Raw genomic sequence first — 16,246 nt, forward strand, 5'->3', positions numbered from 1 at the left:
GTCCATTTCAGTGCCTGCGCCCGCACGAATTCCCGTCCGGGCAGACTCGCTTTCACGTTCCATCCGGCCCATTCTTGCAATTCTCCGTGCCGCTCATTGCTGCGGGAATTCCTTGATATGCGCCGCATCGAGGAAGGTTCCGCATGAACCGCACACGCACGAACGACCGCTTCGCCCGCACCCGTAACGGCAGTGCCGCCCCCGGAAAGGGTGCCGGCCGATTCGGCTCGCCGGCTCCGAGCCGTTCCGGTGGGCCGAGCCGTTCCAGCGGGGCCGGCCGCCGGTCCGCACGGGTCCAGGGTGAGTTCGCTCTCCCCAGGACGATCACCCCCGCGATTCCCGCCGTGGAGGGCTTCGCCGACCTCGACATGCCCGTGGAGCTGTTGGCCGCGCTCGGCTCGGAGGGCGTGACCGTACCGTTCCCGATCCAGGCCGCGACCCTTCCGAACTCCCTCGCGGGCCGCGACGTACTGGGCCGCGGGCGCACCGGCTCCGGCAAGACCCTCGCCTTCGGGCTGGCGCTGCTGGCCCGTACGGCCGGGCAGCGTGCCGAGGCCGGGCAGCCGCTGGGGCTGGTCCTCGTACCGACGCGTGAGCTGGCGCAGCAGGTCACCGACGCGCTCACCCCGTACGCCCGCTCCGTGAAGCTGCGGCTGGCCACGGTCGTGGGCGGAATGTCGATCGGCCGTCAGGTGAGCGCGCTGCGTGGTGGCGCCGAGGTCGTCGTCGCCACACCCGGACGCCTCAAGGATCTCATCGACCGCGGCGACTGCCGGCTGAACCAGGTCGCCATCACCGTCCTCGACGAGGCCGACCAGATGGCCGACATGGGCTTCATGCCGCAGGTCACCGCGCTCCTCGACCAGGTCCGCCCCGAGGGCCAGCGCATGCTGTTCTCCGCCACCCTCGACCGCAACGTCGACCTGCTCGTGCGCCGCTACCTCAGCGACCCCGTCGTGCACTCCGTCGACCCCTCGGCGGGGGCGGTCACCACGATGGAGCACCACGTGCTTCATGTCCACGGCGCCGACAAGCACGCGGCCACCACCGAGATCGCCGCACGCGACGGCCGCGTGATCATGTTCCTCGACACCAAGCACGCCGTCGACCGCCTCACCGAGCACCTCCTGAACAGCGGGGTACGGGCCGCCGCCCTGCACGGCGGGAAGTCGCAGCCGCAGCGCACCCGCACGCTGACGCAGTTCAAGACCGGGCATGTCAGCGTGCTGGTCGCGACCAATGTCGCGGCGCGTGGCATCCACGTCGACAACCTCGACCTCGTCGTCAACGTCGACCCGCCGACCGACCACAAGGACTATCTCCACCGCGGCGGCCGCACCGCCCGCGCCGGTGAGTCCGGCAGCGTCGTCACCCTGGTCACTCCGAACCAGCGGCGAGACATGACCCGCCTCATGGCAACGGCCGGCATCGTCCCGCAGACCACCCAGGTCCGCGCCGGTGACCAGGCCCTGCACCGCATCACCGGCGCCCAGGCCCCCTCCGGCATCCCGGTCGTCATCACCGCACCGGTGGTCGAACGCTCCAAGAAGCGCGGCACCACCTCCCGCGGCCGGCGCCGTCCCGCTTCGGCGACCCGGCGCGCGCCCGTACGGCGGCCCACCCTCGACGCGGCGGCGTAGAACCCTCGTGGTCCAGGCAGCCGACCCATCTCTGTAGGAGGCACCTCTTGACGCTGATCCAGATGGAGCACCGCCCGGCGAGCGCCGACCTGGTGCACACGCCGGTGGCCGACGCGACCGACCAGGCCGGACCGCGGGTCTGGGGCGACATGACCGTCGAGGTGGCGTTGTCCGTCATGGCCGCCGCCCGCACGGGTCACCTGGTCGTCTGCGACGAGGACGGGCTGCGCACCGGTCTGGTCACCCAGGCCCGGCTCAACGCCGTCCGTGACGGTTCCGGATACACGGACCGGATCCGCCTGCGCGACCTCGCCGACGGCAACGCGCCCGCCGGCCGGCACGGCAGCGCCCTGGGCGTGCTCGCCCTCTCCCGCTGAACCGCCTCACCACGGTCGGTCCCGTGTCCCCCTCTCCCTGTGAGGCCCCATGCGCTGTGTCATCGCCCGCTTCCCGTTCGACCTGACCAAGAGCGGCGTCCTGGAATCGATGAAGGGCGTCAAGCCCGAGCCGGCCGGCGACGCGGCCGTGATCATCGGACGACGCCACTACCCTCCCAAGCAGGTCGGCCAGGTCATCACCCGCCAGGACCGCCGCGATTTCAGCGCCGACGAAGTCCTGAGGGCCATGGCCCGGCTCGGCTTCACCTGCCGCACCCGCCCCAAGGCCCCGCCCGCCGTCATCCTCACCCCGCTCCAGCGGGCCGAGGCGATGATGGCCGGCATCCCCCTCTCCGTCTGACCGACAGGTCAGGCGCGAGTCGCGCAGCAGTGAGGGCCCGACCGGTGCGCACCGGTCGGGCCCTCACTGCTGCGCTTCTGTTCACCGAGGGGGACAACCTCGTTGCCGAACGACCGGAAATCTGCACTGACTGAAGTAGACTTTAGGTGCTCGCACAGTTATGGTTTCTGTCGTAGCCGAGATCGAGCAAGGCCCGGCAGACATGAACTGCCGGGCAGTGGTACGCGCGTGACGGTGCGGTGGTGGAGTCGCGAAGCCAGGCTTGTTGCACGACGGCGACGGGACTGACGACCGGACCGGGTGGCCAGCAGTGATCAGGGGCCGCCGTGAGCAGGACCGGGATTGGTTCAGAGGGAACGGAGGAGTCGAGCGCCATCAGGATCGCCCGGGCACAGGACGTGAGCCCGGGTACCGCGGAACATCGATAGGCAGGTGGTCTCCGGTCACGCATTCGCGATCCCCGCACCCCCGTCGGCGTATCAGGCGGCTGGGCGGAAACAGAAGGCCGGTGCGACACTAGGGCCGGCAGATGGTTGCAGTTCCTTCGGGGCCCTGGTGCCGTACGGCACCAGGGCCCTTCCACGTGTTCCGCAGAGAGGTGAAATGACAGCAGACGACTCGCTGGGCCGTCTCGACGACGACGACTACCCCGCCTACACCATGGGCCGGGCGGCCGAGATGCTCGGTACCACTCCCGGCTTCCTCCGCGCCATCGGCGAAGCACGGCTGATCACACCGCTGCGCTCCGAGGGCGGACACCGCCGCTACTCCCGCTACCAGCTGCGCATCGCGGCCCGCGCGCGTGAACTCGTCGACCAGGGAACCCCCGTGGACGCCGCATGCCGGATCATCATCCTGGAAGACCAGCTCGAAGAAGCCCAGCGCATCAACGCCGAGTACCGCCGCGCCGCCGGATCGTCCGATCCCTCGGCCGCGGCCTGAGGCGAGCGTGCCCGCCGGTATCGGCAGGGACCCCACGCACGCGCCTGTCCGAGGTGGCGCGGAACCTTTCCCCCTGGTGACGGGGCGTGTTGGCGTGTAACGTCTACGTCAGCTGTCGTGGTTCGGCGTTCCCCTTTGCCCACGCCTTAGGTGTGGGCGTTTTGCTGTGCTGTGCCGCAGGGACCAGGGCGATCACCTCCGCCGTCCACGCAAAGTGGCAGGCGTTCATCGACTGGAAGGCATGACTATGGCTACGGGAACTGTGAAGTGGTTCAACGCGGAGAAGGGCTTCGGCTTCATCGCCCAGGACGGCGGCGGCCCGGACGTCTTCGCGCACTACTCCGCGATCAACGCCTCGGGCTTCCGTGAGCTTCAGGAGGGCCAGGCCGTGACGTTCGACGTCACCCAGGGCCAGAAGGGCCCGCAGGCGGAGAACATCACCCCTGCCTGACCTTTCCGCAGTGCACCTCCAGGGCCGCGCGGCGCACGCCGCGCGGCCCTCGCCGCGCCGTACCCGCCGTGGTCAGTGCGCGGCCAGGAAGATGGCGATGTAGTGCGCGGTGAAGCCGGCCACGGTCAGGGCGTGGAACACCTCGTGGAAGCCGAACCAGCGGGGTGAGGGGTCGGGACGGCGGAGAGCGTAGACCACCGCGCCCGCGCTGTAGAGAAGACCGCCCGTCACGATCAGGGTGAGTACGGCCGCTCCGCCGGTGTGCAGGAAGTCGGGCAGATAGCGCACCGGTGCCCATCCCAGGGCGAGGTAGCAGGGGGTGTACAGCCAGCGGGGAGCTCTCACCCACAGGACACGGAAGGCGATGCCGGCCAGCGCGCCCGTCCATACGATCCACAGCAGGACGGCTCGCCGGTCCGAGGAGAGAAGAAGCACGGTCAGCGGGGTGCAGGTGCCGGCGATGATCAGGAAGATGTTGGCGTGGTCGAGGCGGCGCAGAACGGCCTCGCCGAGCGGCCCCCAGGTGCCCAGGTGATAGACGGCGCTCGTTCCGAACAGCAGCCAGGCGGTGACGCAGTACACGCCGCAGGCCAGGGCCGCCTGCTGGTTCCGGGTCAGGCAGATCAGGACGATGCCCGCGCTGAGCGAGGCGGGAACCATCCCGGCATGGAGCCAGCCACGCAGCTTGGGCTTGATCGGCTCGACCAGATCGGCCACCCGCTCGACCAGATCGGCAACCGGGTGAGGGTCCTCCTCGGCGTTGCCGTGGCGTGATCCGCCGGTGGGACTGGCCGAAGCGCCCCCCGCTCCTTGCACCGGCGCGGGGGGAAGGCTTTCGCCGTCGGCGTCGTCACGTGACACAACGTCCCTTTCTCTGTGGGCTGATCATGGGAACGATCAGATTCCCGACCGCGAGCGCTGCACGCAGTTTGCGAAGAACTCTCCCCGGCGGGTCGGCCCAGAGCGTGGGCCGACCCGCCGGGGAGGCACACGGTGTGGCCCGTCCGGCAGCAGACGGGCCTTGCCGGATCCGGGGTGATTGCGGAGGATGCGGGTGGGGACCGGGGCCCCCGTGCCGGCATCGGCAGGGGCGGACCGCTACCCTGAGTAACAACAGGAGACAGTGATGTCCCACCAGGCTCACCAGACCTCTCAGCCCCCTGAGGCCCATGAGCCCGAGGCTCCGCATCTCGACTTCGCGGGCACCACGCCGTACGAGGACTACGTCAAGGCGGACGTGCTCACCCACCTCCAGCACACCCTCTCCGACGACCCCGGAGAGATGGTCTTCCTGGTCACCACCCAGGTGATGGAGCTGTGGTTCACCGTCATCGTCCACGAGTGGGAGACCGCGGCCCGCGCCCTGCGCTCGGACGACGTCCCGACCGCCATCGCCGCGCTCAAGCGGTCCGTACGGGAGCTGGAGGCGCTCAACGCCTCCTGGACGCCGCTCGGCCAGCTGACCCCGGCGCAGTTCAACTCGTACCGCTCCGCCCTCGGCGACGGCTCCGGATTCCAGTCGGCGATGTACCGCCGTATGGAGTTCCTGCTCGGCGAGAAGTCCGCGTCGATGCTCGTCCCGCACCGGGCCGCGCCGCGCGTGTACGCCGAGCTGGAGAAGGCCCTGCACGAGCCGAGCCTGTACGACGAGGTGCTGCGGCTGCTGGCCCGCCGCGGCCACGCCATCCCCGCCTCCGTCCTGAACCGTGACGTCTCCCTGCGCCACGACCCGTCGGATGCCGTCGAGGCGGCCTGGACGGCGATCTACTCCGGCGACGAGAACGCCGAACTCGCCCGCCTGGGCGAGGCGTTGACCGACGTGGCCGAACTGGTCTGGCGCTGGCGCAACGACCACCTGGTCGCCACCCGCCGCGCGATGGGCGCCAAGCCCGGCACGGGCGGCTCGGCGGGCGTGGCCTGGCTGGAGAAGCGCGCGCGGAAGAACGTCTTCCCGGAGCTGTGGACGGCGAGGTCCCATGTCTGAGCTCATGGCCAAGGCGGAGAAGCTCGACGGCGCGGACGAACTGGCCCCGCTGCGGGACCGGTTCATCCTCGACGAGGCTGTCTACCTGGACGGCAACTCCCTGGGCGCCCTGCCCGCAGGCGTCCCGGACCGGGTGGCCGACGTGGTCCGCCGCCAGTGGGGTGAACTCCGTATCCGCTCCTGGGAGGAGAGCGGCTGGTGGACGGCGCCCGAGCGGATCGGCGACCGCATCGCGCCGCTGGTCGGCGCGGCACCCGGCCAGATCGTGGTCGGCGACTCCACGAGCGTCAACGTCTTCAAGGCACTGGTGGCCGCCGTACGCATGGCGGGCGACGACCGCGACGAGATCCTCGTCGACGCGACGACCTTCCCCACGGACGGCTACATCGCCGAGTCGGCCGCCCGCCTGACCGGTCGCACCCTGCGCCCGCTCACCCCGGCGGAGGTGCCGGACGCGCTGGGTGCCCGTACCGCGGCGGTGCTGCTGAACCACGTCGACTACCGCACCGGCCGCCTGCACGACCTGCCCTCGCTCACCGCCGCCGTGCACGCGGCGGGCGCCATCGCCGTCTGGGACCTGTGCCACAGCGCGGGCGCCCTGCCGGTGGGCCTGGACGAGCACGGGGTGGACCTGGCGGTCGGCTGCACCTACAAGTACCTCAACGGCGGCCCGGGTTCACCGGCCTACCTGTACGTACGCCGCGACCTCCAGGACCGCTTCGACAGCCCGCTGCCCGGCTGGAACTCCCACGCCGAACCCTTCGGCATGCGGCCCTCCTACGAACCGGCGCCGGGCGCCCTGCGCGGTCGCGTCGGCACCCCGGACATCCTCTCCATGCTGGCCCTGGAGGCGGCGCTGGAGGTCTGGGACGGGGTGTCGGTGGCGGCCGTACGGGCCAAGTCGCTGGCTCTGACGGACTTCTTCCTGGAGTGCGTGCGGCGGTACGTCCCGCCGGGCCGCGTCGAGTCCGTCACCCCGGCGCTCCATGAGGAACGCGGCAGCCAGGTCGCACTGCGCTGCGCCGACGCCGGGTCCGTCATGCGGCGGCTGATCACCCAGGGTGTCATCGGCGACTTCCGCCACCCCGACGTGCTCCGCTTCGGCTTCACCCCGTTGTACGTGAGTTTCGCGGACGTGGAGCGGGCGGCACGGGTGCTGGGGGAGACGGTGACCCCGTGAGGGAGGGCGGGGGCGGCACCCACCGCGGCCACCGCGCCCACCGCGTGGGCCGCCCCCGCCCGGCTGCGTCCGGTACTGATCCGTTTGTCTCTCACCGAGCGTGACATCCCCGGGTCCTCGCACGTCATCGGCCTGGTACCGTCCCCGCCAACGGCCGATTTCCCACCCTGGTCCGCCAAACCCGTTACATCGCTGAGAGGTTGGAGCATGCCGGACGACGCCGCAGCATCCCGCGCCGCCGCCGAGGAGGAGTCGGCCTTCTCGCACCCGTCCGTCGAGCCCGACGCCACCAGCGCCTACGGCGACCACCCCGACCAGGTCATCGACTTCTACGCCCCGCGCGGCGACAGCGGCCCGGGGGAAACCTCCCCGCTGGTCGTCGTCCTGCACGGCGGTGCCTGGCGCGCCCCGTACGACCGCCGCCACATCACCCCGTTCGCCGACTTCCTGGCCCGCAGGGGCTTCGCCGTCGCCAACGTCGAGTACCGGCGCGGCGACACGCGTCCCGGTCAGGGCGGGGACGGGCCGGTCGCGGGCCGCTGGCCGGACACCTTCGACGACGTGGCGGCGGCCCTGGACGCACTCCCCGCCCTCGCCCGCGAGGCCCTCCCGCAGGCCGACGCCCGCCGCATGGTGCTCACCGGCCACTCGGCGGGCGGCCACCTGGCCCTGTGGGCGGCGGCCCGCCATGTCCTGCCCGCCGACGCCCCCTGGCGCACCGGCCGCCCCGCCCCGCTGCGCGGTGTGGTCGCCCTCGCCCCGATCGCGGACTTCACGATCGCCGAGAAACTGGACGTCTGCGGCAACGCGGCGCTCCAACTCCTCGGCGGTGAGGAGACGTTCGCCGAACGCCTGCCGTACGCCGACCCCGCCCTCCTCCTCCCCACCGGCATCGCGACCACGCTCGTCCAGGGCCGCACGGACCTGGACGTCCCGGAGGCGGTCGCCGAGTCCTACGCGGAGGCGGCGGCGAAGGCGGGCGAGATGGTGGGCCTGACGCTCCTGGAGGACGTCGGCCACTTCCCGCTGATCGATCCGGCTGCGGACGCGTGCGCGGTGGTGGCTGAGGAGATCGCGCAGCTGGCGTGGTGACGAGGGGCGTGGCGGTACGCGCGACAGTGGCCGTGGCGGTACGCGCGACGGTGGCCGTGGCGCACCCGGTCATACCCGTAATACCTGAGAGCTACGTCCGAGGACAGCTCCCGGGCGGGACGCGGGCGATGAGCCCTCGTCCGTAACTTCCCCTGCAGACGAGCCCGATGGCCGGGCGCGGACTGGAGGGGGAATCCGACATGGGGCTCGTACGGACGGCACGCGACCGCACCGGTGCAGGGCGCCGCGGCCCCAGATGGCGTCGCACCGCTCTGGCCGCCGTGATCACCGCGGCCATAGTGGTCCCCCTCTCCGCCGCCGCCCACCCGGAGATCCCCGCCCCGGCCCCGGCCGCCCTCGCCCCCGTGACGGCGGCCACCCTGGACGAGGCCTACGCGGCCAACCGCGCCAACGCCGCGCGGGCGTCGCGGATGGCCGCCGCGCACGGGGACCGGCACCGCGCCGCGGCGGACCGCTCGCTCGCGGGCCCGGCCCGTCACCTGCTCGCCTTCGACGGCCGGGGCCCCGGCCTGGCGACGGAGGTCTTCGGCGACCTCGCCCACGCGGACCGGGTGGCCGTCGTGGTCCCGGGCTCCGACACCTCCCTCGACACCTACGCCCGCTTCCACACGGCCGCCGCCGCCCTGCACCGCGAACTCACCCGGCAGGCCCCGCGCGGCACCCGCACCGCGGTGGTCGCCTGGCTCGGCTACCGGACACCCGGCACGGTCAGCGGGACCGTCCTCACCGCGGGCCGTGCCGGACAAGCCGCCCCGCACCTCAGGGACTTCGTCGGCGAGCTCCACCGCATCACCGGCCCGCACGCCCGCCTCACCCTGGTCTGCCACTCCTACGGCTCGGTGGTCTGCGGTCGCGCCGCCGCCCGCCTGGAAGTGGACGACATCGCCCTGATAGGCAGCCCCGGCACCGGCGCCGACTCGGTCACGGCCCTGCACACCCCCGCCCGGGTCTGGGCGGCCCGGGGCAGCGAGGACTGGGTGGCTCAGGTGCCGCACGTCAGGGCGGACCTGCTCGTCACCACCGTCGGCTTCGGCACCGACCCGGTCTCCCCGGCCTTCGGCGCCCGCGTCTTCGACGCCCAGGACGCCGAACACAGCGGCTACTTCACCCCGGGCTCGACCGTCCTCACCAACCTGGCCCGGATCGTCCTGGGCGAGACCTCGGAGGTGACCCGTGCCTGAGCCGGCCCACCGGACCCCGTTCCCGCACGGCATACGGCAGGCCGCCCGCCGCCTGGACGATGCCACCCCCGCCTCCCGGGACCGCGCGGTCGACGCCCTGCGCGCCCTCGCGGTCCTCGGCGTGGTCCTCGGCCACTGGCTGGTCACCGCCCTGGTCGTGGACGACGGCACGCTGCACGCGGCGAGCCCGCTCCAGCACATGCCCTGGCTGGCGCCCGTCTCCTGGGCCTTCCAGACCCTCGCGGTGTTCTTCCTGGTGGGCGGACACGTGGCCACCCGGGGGTACGACTCCGCGCGGGCCCGGGGCATGACGTACGGCGCGTGGCTGCGCGGCCGGCTGTCCCGGCTGTTCCGCCCGGTGGCGGCCGTACTGACCCTGTGGACGGTGGCGGCGACGGCCCTGCTCGCCTCGGGAGTCCCGTTCGAGACGGTCCGCACCCTGCTCAAACTGGCCCTGTCCCCGATGTGGTTCCTGCTGGTGTTCGCGGTACTGACGGCGGCGACCCCTCTGGTCACCCGGCTCAACCCGCTGTGGCCGCTGGCCGTCGTCCTCCACGTGGACCTCCTGCGATTCGGCCTGCACGCCGACGCCTCCTGGCTCGGCTGGGTCAACGTGGCCGCGGGCTGGCTGGTGCCCTACACCCTGGGCGCGGCCTGGACCCGCGGCGAGCTGGAACGCCGCCGCGCCGGATGGATCCTGCTCACCGGCGGCACGGCGGCGACGGCGGCGCTCGTCGCCTGGGCGGGCTACCCGGCGTCGATGGTCGGCGTTCCGGGCGCGTCCGTCTCCAACCTCGACCCGCCGACACTGGCCGTCGTCACCTTCGGCCTGGCTCAGTGCGGTCTGGCCCTGCTGCTGCGGGATCGCCTGCGCGGCGCGATGCGACGCCCCCTGGCCTGGGCGGTGGTCGCCCTGGTGAACCTCTCCGCGATGACGATCTTCCTCTGGCACCAGACGGCCCTGATGGCGACCACCGCCACCGCCCTCCCGGCGGGCCGCCTGCCAGGCCTGCACACCGTCCCCGACGGCCTCGCCTGGATGGCGTCCCGCCTGGCCTGGCTGCCGGTGTTCGCCTGCGCCCTCGCCCTCTGCCGGGCCGCGTTCCGCTGCTACGAGCAGCCCGGCCACCGGCGTTCACACGTCGTCCGTGCGCACAGACCGTCGGATCGGGGAGCGCGGGCGGAGGGGCGCCGTGTCTAGGGTGGGGCGCGTGACGGAACCGGGGGCCCAGCATGCGCTCGTCGGCCGTGTCCTGCGGGTGCTGCGCGACGACCTGTGGACCGTCAGGGCGGACCCGCTGCCCGCCTCCGCGTGGGTGCGCCGGCTGCCGCACGGCCTGCTGTGCCTGGTCGCGTTCGGGATCACACTCGGCGGCGCGGCCCAGCTCGGCGAGGACGGGAGGCTCGGCTTCGGGAACGCCCTCCTGATCGCCCTCGCGCAGGGCGGCGCGGTGGTCCTCGCCCTGTGGCGGCCGATCCCGGCGTGGTGGCTGTCCACGGTGGCCACGGTGGCGGGGGCCGTCTGGATGCACGGCCGGCTGTCCGTGAAGGGCACGCAGGAGTTCACCTGGCCCTGGACCGCGGCCGGGATCATCGCCCAGCTGGTTGTGCTGCTGCTGCTCGCGCTGCGGGTGCCCACCAGGGTGTCCGCGGAGGCGCTGGCCATCACCGCGCTGGTCACCTATGTCCTCGAAGGACTGTGGGGTGCCGCGAACTACCAGCCCACCGGGGTGGTCGCGATCGCCCTGTCCGCGGTCGTCGTGGTGCTCGGCATGGCGCTGCGCGGACGCCGCGAGGCCCGCGCGGAACTCATCGAACAGACCGAGCTCACCGCCGAGGAGCGCGCCCGCCGCACCCTGCTGGAGGAGCGCAGCCGCATCGCGCGCGAGCTGCACGACGTGGTCGCCCACCACATGTCCGTCATCTCCATCCAGGCCCAGGTCGCCCCGCACCTCGTGCAGAACCCGCCCGAGGAACTCAAGGAGAACCTCGCGGGCATCCGCGAGAACGCGCTGGAGGCGCTGACCGAACTGCGCCGGGTGCTCGGCGTGTTGCGCTCGGAGCATCCCGAAACGGGCGACGCCCTCGACGGGGCGGCCACCGGTGGGGCCCCGCACGCCCCGCAGCCCGGCCTGGACCGGCTCGACGCGCTCGTGGAGAACACCCGGGCCGCGGGCCTGACCGTGACCCTGGAGGTCAAGGGTGAGCGGCGACCGCTGGCGCCGGGCGTGGAGCTGTCCGCGTACCGGATCGTGCAGGAGGCGCTGAGCAACGTACTGCGGCACGCTCCCGGGGCGACCGCCCACGTCCAACTCCGGTATACCTACGGGTTGATCGTGCAGGTCGTCAACTCACGGCCGACACGGCCCACACCGCCGTCACCGGGTGCCGGGCACGGGCTGCTCGGCATGCGGGAGCGGGTCGCGATGCTCGACGGCTCCATAACGGCGCACGCCTTGCCGGACGGCGGCTACAAGGTGCTCGTGTACCTCCCCACGGTCCCGTTCGCCGACGCCCCGGACCTTGCCATCGACCCGAAGGACGACACCGCATGACGAGCAGCCCCATCCGCGTCCTCATCGCCGACGACCAGCAGATGGTCCGGCAGGGCTTCACCGTGCTGCTCAACACCCAGCCCGACATCGACGTGGTCGGCCAGGCGGTGGACGGCCTGGACGCGATCGGCAAGGTCACCGAACTCGCCCCGGACGTCGTCCTGATGGACATCCGCATGCCCGAACTGGGCGGTATCGAGGCCACCCGCCGCATCACCGCCCAGTACCCGGACATGCGGGTTCTGGTCCTCACCACCTTCGACCTGGACGAATACGTGTACGAGGCACTGCGCGCCGGAGCCTCCGGCTTCCTGCTCAAGGACGCCTCCGCCGACCAGCTCGCCGAGGCGGTCCGGGTGGTGGCCGCCGGTGACGCGCTGCTCGCCCCCGGGATCACCCGCCGTCTGATCGCCGAGTTCTCCCGGCTGGACGGCAGCCCCCGGGCACCGCTGAAGCAACGCGTCGGCGACCTGACGGAACGCGAGACGGAGGTGCTCGCCCTGATCGCCCAGGGCCTGTCGAACGCGGAGATCGCCGAACGGCTCGTCGTCGCGGAACAGACCGTGAAGACCCACGTCGGCCGCATCCTGGTGAAGCTCGGCCTGCGCGACCGCACCCAGGCGGCGGTGTTCGCCTACGAGTCGGGGCTGATCCGCCCGGGGGGCCGCTGAGACCCCCGAGGGGCGACCCGTAGTACCTGAGACGGACACCGAAGTACCCCTCTCGCTGGTGACGACCGCGACCCCCTCCCGCGCCTACCTTGTGAACGTGACCGAGACGACTCACATGCACACGACACCGCCACCGCCGGGCGCGGGCGCCGGCCGGCGCAGCCCGGAGTACCGGCTGGCCGCGGACGCCCTGCGCGGGCTCAGGCAGGACCTCTTCCACGACGCGTTCGCCTACCGCCCGCTGGCCCGGATGAACGTGGACGGTCCCCTCACCGGACGGCTCACCGGCCAGTGGCGGGAGTTCGCGACCTGGGCCCGGCACTGGGCGGTGGCCGGCGCGGCCGTGCTGGCGATGCTGGTGGGCTGGTCGGGCAACACCGGCGGCGGTCCGCAGTCCCTGCTGTGCGGTCTGATCGTCGCCATCCCGGTCCTGCTCACCCTGGTCCGTCCGGTCGGTGCCTTCTGGCTGTCCTTCGCGTCGGCGACGGCCGTCATAGCCCTGGACCCCGGCTGGGGCGACTGGCCGTGGCAGCCCGGCAGCCTCGTCTCCCACCTGGTGGTTCTCACCGTCGTCGCGATACGCACCCGCCCGCGCACGGCGGCCTGGATGTGGGCGATCACCGCCGCGTACGGCTCCGTCGCCGAGTACCTCTTCGGCGGCGGCCACTACAACGCCAACAGCGCCCCCCTCCTGGTCCTCTCCGCGATGGCCCTGCTGGCCGTCACCGTCTGGCACATACGCCGCGACGCCCGGCAGGAGGTGACCGCCCAGCAGACCGCGACCGAGCAGGAGCGTTCCCGGCGCACGCTGCTGGAGGAGCGCACCACCATCGCCCGCGAGCTGCACGACGTGGTCGCCCACCACATGTCGGTGGTCGCCATCCAGGCGGAGGCCGCGCCCTACCGGGTGCAGGACCCGCCGCCGGAACTGGAGCGGGCCTTCGCCACCATCCGGGAGAACGCGGTGGCGGCACTGACCGAGCTGCGCCGCGTCCTCGGCGTCGTCCGCGCGGAGGACTACGAGGCTCCCGACGCCCCGCAGCCCACCCTCGCCGACCTGGACGCCCTGCTCGCCAATGTGCGGGAGGCCGGCCTCACCGTCGACAAGGTGGTGACGGGCGCGGTACGCGAACTGCCGCAGGGCGTCGAGCTGTCGGCCTACCGGATCGTCCAGGAGGCGCTGAGCAACACCCTCCGGCACGCGCCCGGAGCCGGCGCCCGCGTCGAGATCGGCTACGTCCTCGGCGGGCTCGGCCTGCGCGTAGTCAACGGCCCGCCGCCCGCGCCGTCCCTGCTCAAGCCCTCACCCGGGGCCGGCCACGGCATCACCGGTATGCGGGAGCGCGTCTCCATGCTGAACGGCGAGATGACGGCGGGCCCGGTGGACGACGGCGGCTATGAGGTGTCGGTGTTCCTGCCGGTCGCCCCGGTGAGCGAAGGGACCGCATGAGCATCCGGGTACTGATCGCGGACGACCAGATGATGGTGCGCGAGGGCTTCTCGGTGCTCCTCAACGCGATGCCGGACATCGAGGTCGTCGGCGAGGCCGTCAACGGCCGGGAGGCGGTGGACCGCGTCCGCGAACTCTCTCCCGACGTCGTGCTGATGGACATCCGCATGCCCGAGCTGAACGGCATCGAGGCCACCCGCGAGATCGTCGCCGCGGACGACGCGGCGAAGGTGCTGGTCCTCACCACCTTCGACCTGGACGAGTACGTCTACCAGGCCCTCCGCGCCGGAGCCTCCGGCTTCCTCCTGAAGGACGCCTCGGCCCGCCAACTGGCCGACGGCGTACGAGTGGTGGCCGCCGGCGAGGCCCTGCTGGCCCCCTCCATCACCAAGCGGCTGATCACAGAGTTCTCCCGACTGGCCCAGCCCCCCCGCCTCCCACCCACGGCCCAAGCGGCCTACGGCGACCTGACCGAACGCGAAACCGAGGTCCTGATCCTCATAGCCCAGGGCCTCTCCAACGCGGAGATCGCCGAACGCCTGGTGGTAGCCGAATCCACCATCAAAACCCACGTAAGCCGCGTCCTGGTCAAACTGGGCCTCAGGGACCGGACACAAGCGGCGGTGTTCGCCTACGAGGCGCGGTTGGTCACGCCGGGGTAGTGGGCGTGGCCCCACCGCAACCGACCAACCGACCAAAGGTCCCCGCTGAGACCCCCCTGGTCAGGAGGGGCTCAGCCGGGCTAGCGTCCGTTCATGGCAGCTGTTGATGACCTCGCGTTCGACCCCTGGGACCCGGCGTTCGTGTCCGACCCGTACCCGGCCTACGCCGAGTTGCGGGAGAGGGGGCGGGTGATCTACTACGAGCCCACCGACCAGTGGCTGGTGCCGCATCACGCCGATGTGTCGGCGCTGCTGCGGGACCGGCGCCTCGGCCGGGCCTACCAGCACCGGTTCACGCACGAGGAGTTCGGGCGGACGGCGCCGCCGGCGGAGCACGAGCCGTTCCATGTGCTCAACGACCACGGGATGCTGGATCTGGAACCGCCGGACCACACCCGGATCCGGCGGCTGGTGTCGAAGGCGTTCACGCCGCGCACGGTGGAGCGGCTGAAGCCGTATGTGGACGGGCTGGCGCGGGAGCTGGTGTCGGCGCTGGTGGCGGCGGGCGGCGGTGATCTGCTGGCGGACGTGGCCGAGCCGCTTCCGGTCGCGGTGATCGCCGAGATGCTGGGCATCCCCGAGTCCGACCGGGCCCCGCTGCGGCCCTGGTCGGCGGACATCTGCGGGATGTACGAGCTGAACCCGCCGAAGGACGTGGCGGCGAAGGCGGTGCGGGCGTCGGTCGAGTTCTCGGAGTACCTGCGCGAGCTGATCGCCGAGCGGCGCAAGGAGCCGGGCGACGATCTGATCTCCGGTCTGATCGCGGCGCACGACGAGGGGGACCGCCTCACCGAGCAGGAGATGATCTCGACCTGTGTGCTGCTGCTGAACGCGGGCCACGAGGCCACGGTGAACGCCACGACCAACGGCTGGTGGGCACTGTTCCGCAACCCCGACCAGTTGGCGGCACTCCGCGCGGACCACTCCCTCGTCCCGTCGGCGGTGGAGGAGCTGATGCGCTACGACACTCCGCTCCAGCTCTTCGAGCGCTGGGTCCTGGACGAGATCGAGATCGACGGCACGACGATCCCCCGGGGCGCCGAGATCGCCATGCTCTTCGGCTCCGCCAACCACGACCCGGCCGTCTTCGCCGCCCCCGACCGGCTGGACCTGACCCGCGGGGACAACCCGCACATCTCCTTCAGCGCGGGCATCCACTACTGCATCGGCGCCCCCCTGGCCCGTATCGAGCTGGCGGCCTCGATGACGGCCCTGCTGGAGAAGGCCCCGACGCTCGGCCTCGCGGCGGAGCCGAAGCGGAAGCCGAACTTCGTGATCAGGGGGCTGGAGGGGCTGAGCGTCGAGGTGGGGTGATCACCTGTTGCCCGAAGGCATGAAGATCGGCGAGGCCTCCAGGGTCAGCGGTGTGAGTGCGAGGTCGTTGCGTTACTACGAGGACGAGGGGTTGATCGTCCCCGGTCGCTGCGGCAACGGGTACCGGGACTACTGCCCGTCCACCAGTGCAGGTCAAGGGCCTGCACATCGGTGCGCTGGCGACCGAAGCACCGTCGATCTACCGGTCGCTGCTCGCCGAGATCGAGACTCTCATCGCCGGGGGCGTGTACCGGCCCGGCACCCCCCGGATCCACCCCCTGGCCGAGGGGCCGGCGGTCCTGCGGGAGCTCGAAGCGGGGCGAACCGTGGCAAGCTCGCCCTCGATCCGTGGCGCTAGGAACCGC

General features: G+C 72.0%; 17 protein-coding genes. 16 read left to right on the forward strand and 1 reads right to left on the reverse strand.

The window, feature by feature from the left end:
• Nucleotides 1-143: 143 nt before the first annotated feature.
• The 5 genes from ACZ7L0_RS16585 to ACZ7L0_RS16605 all read left to right on the forward strand — a co-directional run bounded on the left by ACZ7L0_RS16585 (nucleotide 144) and on the right by ACZ7L0_RS16605 (nucleotide 3,771).
• Nucleotides 144-1,640, forward strand: coding sequence for a DEAD/DEAH box helicase (locus tag ACZ7L0_RS16585; protein ID WP_471243161.1), 1,497 nt, complete (start codon nucleotides 144-146; stop codon nucleotides 1,638-1,640).
• A gap of 47 nt (nucleotides 1,641-1,687) precedes the next feature.
• Complete coding sequence (locus tag ACZ7L0_RS16590) at nucleotides 1,688-2,017, forward strand: CBS domain-containing protein (protein WP_471243162.1); 330 nt, start codon at nucleotides 1,688-1,690, stop codon at nucleotides 2,015-2,017.
• 49 nt (nucleotides 2,018-2,066) lie between these two features.
• Nucleotides 2,067-2,378 (forward strand): SCO5918 family protein, encoded by a 312-nt coding sequence (locus ACZ7L0_RS16595; RefSeq protein WP_471243163.1) that lies wholly within the window; start codon nucleotides 2,067-2,069, stop codon nucleotides 2,376-2,378.
• 603 nt (nucleotides 2,379-2,981) lie between these two features.
• Complete coding sequence (locus ACZ7L0_RS16600) at nucleotides 2,982-3,320, forward strand: helix-turn-helix domain-containing protein (RefSeq protein WP_471243164.1); 339 nt, start codon at nucleotides 2,982-2,984, stop codon at nucleotides 3,318-3,320.
• Between the two features lie 247 nt (nucleotides 3,321-3,567).
• On the forward strand, nucleotides 3,568-3,771 hold the full coding sequence (locus ACZ7L0_RS16605) for a cold-shock protein (protein WP_150504806.1): 204 nt from the start codon (nucleotides 3,568-3,570) through the stop codon (nucleotides 3,769-3,771).
• A gap of 72 nt (nucleotides 3,772-3,843) precedes the next feature.
• Here ACZ7L0_RS16605 and trhA read toward each other — a convergent pair whose 3' ends face one another.
• The gene (gene trhA / locus ACZ7L0_RS16610) at nucleotides 3,844-4,632 is read right to left on the reverse strand and encodes a PAQR family membrane homeostasis protein TrhA (RefSeq protein ID WP_471243165.1); all 789 of its coding nucleotides are present in this window, start codon (nucleotides 4,630-4,632) and stop codon (nucleotides 3,844-3,846) included.
• Between the two features lie 265 nt (nucleotides 4,633-4,897).
• Here trhA and ACZ7L0_RS16615 point away from each other — a divergent pair, with 265 nt between their 5' ends.
• From ACZ7L0_RS16615 to ACZ7L0_RS16665, 11 genes are all read left to right on the forward strand, one after another.
• Nucleotides 4,898-5,755 (forward strand): tryptophan 2,3-dioxygenase family protein, encoded by an 858-nt coding sequence (locus tag ACZ7L0_RS16615; protein WP_471243166.1) that lies wholly within the window; start codon nucleotides 4,898-4,900, stop codon nucleotides 5,753-5,755.
• On the forward strand, nucleotides 5,748-6,935 hold the full coding sequence (gene kynU, locus ACZ7L0_RS16620; RefSeq protein WP_471243167.1) for a kynureninase: 1,188 nt from the start codon (nucleotides 5,748-5,750) through the stop codon (nucleotides 6,933-6,935). Before ACZ7L0_RS16615 ends, kynU begins: the two co-directional genes overlap by 8 nt.
• Nucleotides 6,936-7,142: 207 nt before the next feature.
• Nucleotides 7,143-8,027 carry an alpha/beta hydrolase gene (locus tag ACZ7L0_RS16625; RefSeq protein ID WP_471243168.1) on the forward strand — a complete coding sequence of 295 codons (885 nt, stop codon included), beginning with the start codon at nucleotides 7,143-7,145 and terminating at the stop codon, nucleotides 8,025-8,027.
• A gap of 200 nt (nucleotides 8,028-8,227) precedes the next feature.
• Nucleotides 8,228-9,229, forward strand: coding sequence for an alpha/beta hydrolase (locus ACZ7L0_RS16630; protein WP_471243169.1), 1,002 nt, complete (start codon nucleotides 8,228-8,230; stop codon nucleotides 9,227-9,229).
• Complete coding sequence (locus ACZ7L0_RS16635) at nucleotides 9,222-10,430, forward strand: acyltransferase family protein (RefSeq protein ID WP_471243170.1); 1,209 nt, start codon at nucleotides 9,222-9,224, stop codon at nucleotides 10,428-10,430. The genes ACZ7L0_RS16630 and ACZ7L0_RS16635 overlap by 8 nt, the downstream gene beginning before the upstream one ends.
• Entirely contained in the window at nucleotides 10,423-11,784 is a 1,362-nt protein-coding gene (locus ACZ7L0_RS16640; protein WP_471243171.1) for a sensor histidine kinase, read from the forward strand. Before ACZ7L0_RS16635 ends, ACZ7L0_RS16640 begins: the two co-directional genes overlap by 8 nt.
• The gene (locus ACZ7L0_RS16645) at nucleotides 11,781-12,455 is read left to right on the forward strand and encodes a response regulator (protein ID WP_471243172.1); all 675 of its coding nucleotides are present in this window, start codon (nucleotides 11,781-11,783) and stop codon (nucleotides 12,453-12,455) included. Before ACZ7L0_RS16640 ends, ACZ7L0_RS16645 begins: the two co-directional genes overlap by 4 nt.
• A 97-nt stretch (nucleotides 12,456-12,552) precedes the next feature.
• Entirely contained in the window at nucleotides 12,553-13,905 is a 1,353-nt protein-coding gene (locus tag ACZ7L0_RS16650) for a sensor histidine kinase (protein WP_471243173.1), read from the forward strand.
• Nucleotides 13,902-14,567 (forward strand): response regulator, encoded by a 666-nt coding sequence (locus ACZ7L0_RS16655; RefSeq protein ID WP_471243174.1) that lies wholly within the window; start codon nucleotides 13,902-13,904, stop codon nucleotides 14,565-14,567. The genes ACZ7L0_RS16650 and ACZ7L0_RS16655 overlap by 4 nt, the downstream gene beginning before the upstream one ends.
• Before the next feature lie 93 nt (nucleotides 14,568-14,660).
• Complete coding sequence (locus tag ACZ7L0_RS16660; protein ID WP_471243175.1) at nucleotides 14,661-15,881, forward strand: cytochrome P450; 1,221 nt, start codon at nucleotides 14,661-14,663, stop codon at nucleotides 15,879-15,881.
• A gap of 19 nt (nucleotides 15,882-15,900) precedes the next feature.
• On the forward strand, nucleotides 15,901-16,239 hold the full coding sequence (locus ACZ7L0_RS16665; protein WP_471243231.1) for a MerR family DNA-binding transcriptional regulator: 339 nt from the start codon (nucleotides 15,901-15,903) through the stop codon (nucleotides 16,237-16,239).
• Nucleotides 16,240-16,246 lie beyond the last annotated feature (7 nt).

This window comes from Streptomyces sp. NPDC039424 (genome assembly GCF_055639495.1).

Excerpts from the sequence above, each read along its gene's own strand:
- kynU (WP_471243167.1), top strand. The coding sequence starts at position 5,748 with ATGTCTGAGCTCATGGCCAAGGCGGAGAAGCTCGACGGCGCGGACGAA.
- ACZ7L0_RS16660 (WP_471243175.1), top strand. The coding sequence starts at position 14,661 with ATGGCAGCTGTTGATGACCTCGCGTTCGACCCCTGGGACCCGGCGTTC.
- ACZ7L0_RS16645 (WP_471243172.1), top strand. The coding sequence starts at position 11,781 with ATGACGAGCAGCCCCATCCGCGTCCTCATCGCCGACGACCAGCAGATG.
- ACZ7L0_RS16655 (WP_471243174.1), top strand. The coding sequence starts at position 13,902 with ATGAGCATCCGGGTACTGATCGCGGACGACCAGATGATGGTGCGCGAG.
- ACZ7L0_RS16600 (WP_471243164.1), top strand. The coding sequence starts at position 2,982 with ATGACAGCAGACGACTCGCTGGGCCGTCTCGACGACGACGACTACCCC.
- ACZ7L0_RS16605 (WP_150504806.1), top strand. The coding sequence starts at position 3,568 with ATGGCTACGGGAACTGTGAAGTGGTTCAACGCGGAGAAGGGCTTCGGC.
- ACZ7L0_RS16585 (WP_471243161.1), top strand. The coding sequence starts at position 144 with ATGAACCGCACACGCACGAACGACCGCTTCGCCCGCACCCGTAACGGC.
- ACZ7L0_RS16615 (WP_471243166.1), top strand. The coding sequence starts at position 4,898 with ATGTCCCACCAGGCTCACCAGACCTCTCAGCCCCCTGAGGCCCATGAG.
- ACZ7L0_RS16625 (WP_471243168.1), top strand. The coding sequence starts at position 7,143 with ATGCCGGACGACGCCGCAGCATCCCGCGCCGCCGCCGAGGAGGAGTCG.
- ACZ7L0_RS16630 (WP_471243169.1), top strand. The coding sequence starts at position 8,228 with ATGGGGCTCGTACGGACGGCACGCGACCGCACCGGTGCAGGGCGCCGC.
- ACZ7L0_RS16665 (WP_471243231.1), top strand. The coding sequence starts at position 15,901 with ATGAAGATCGGCGAGGCCTCCAGGGTCAGCGGTGTGAGTGCGAGGTCG.
- ACZ7L0_RS16595 (WP_471243163.1), top strand. The coding sequence starts at position 2,067 with ATGCGCTGTGTCATCGCCCGCTTCCCGTTCGACCTGACCAAGAGCGGC.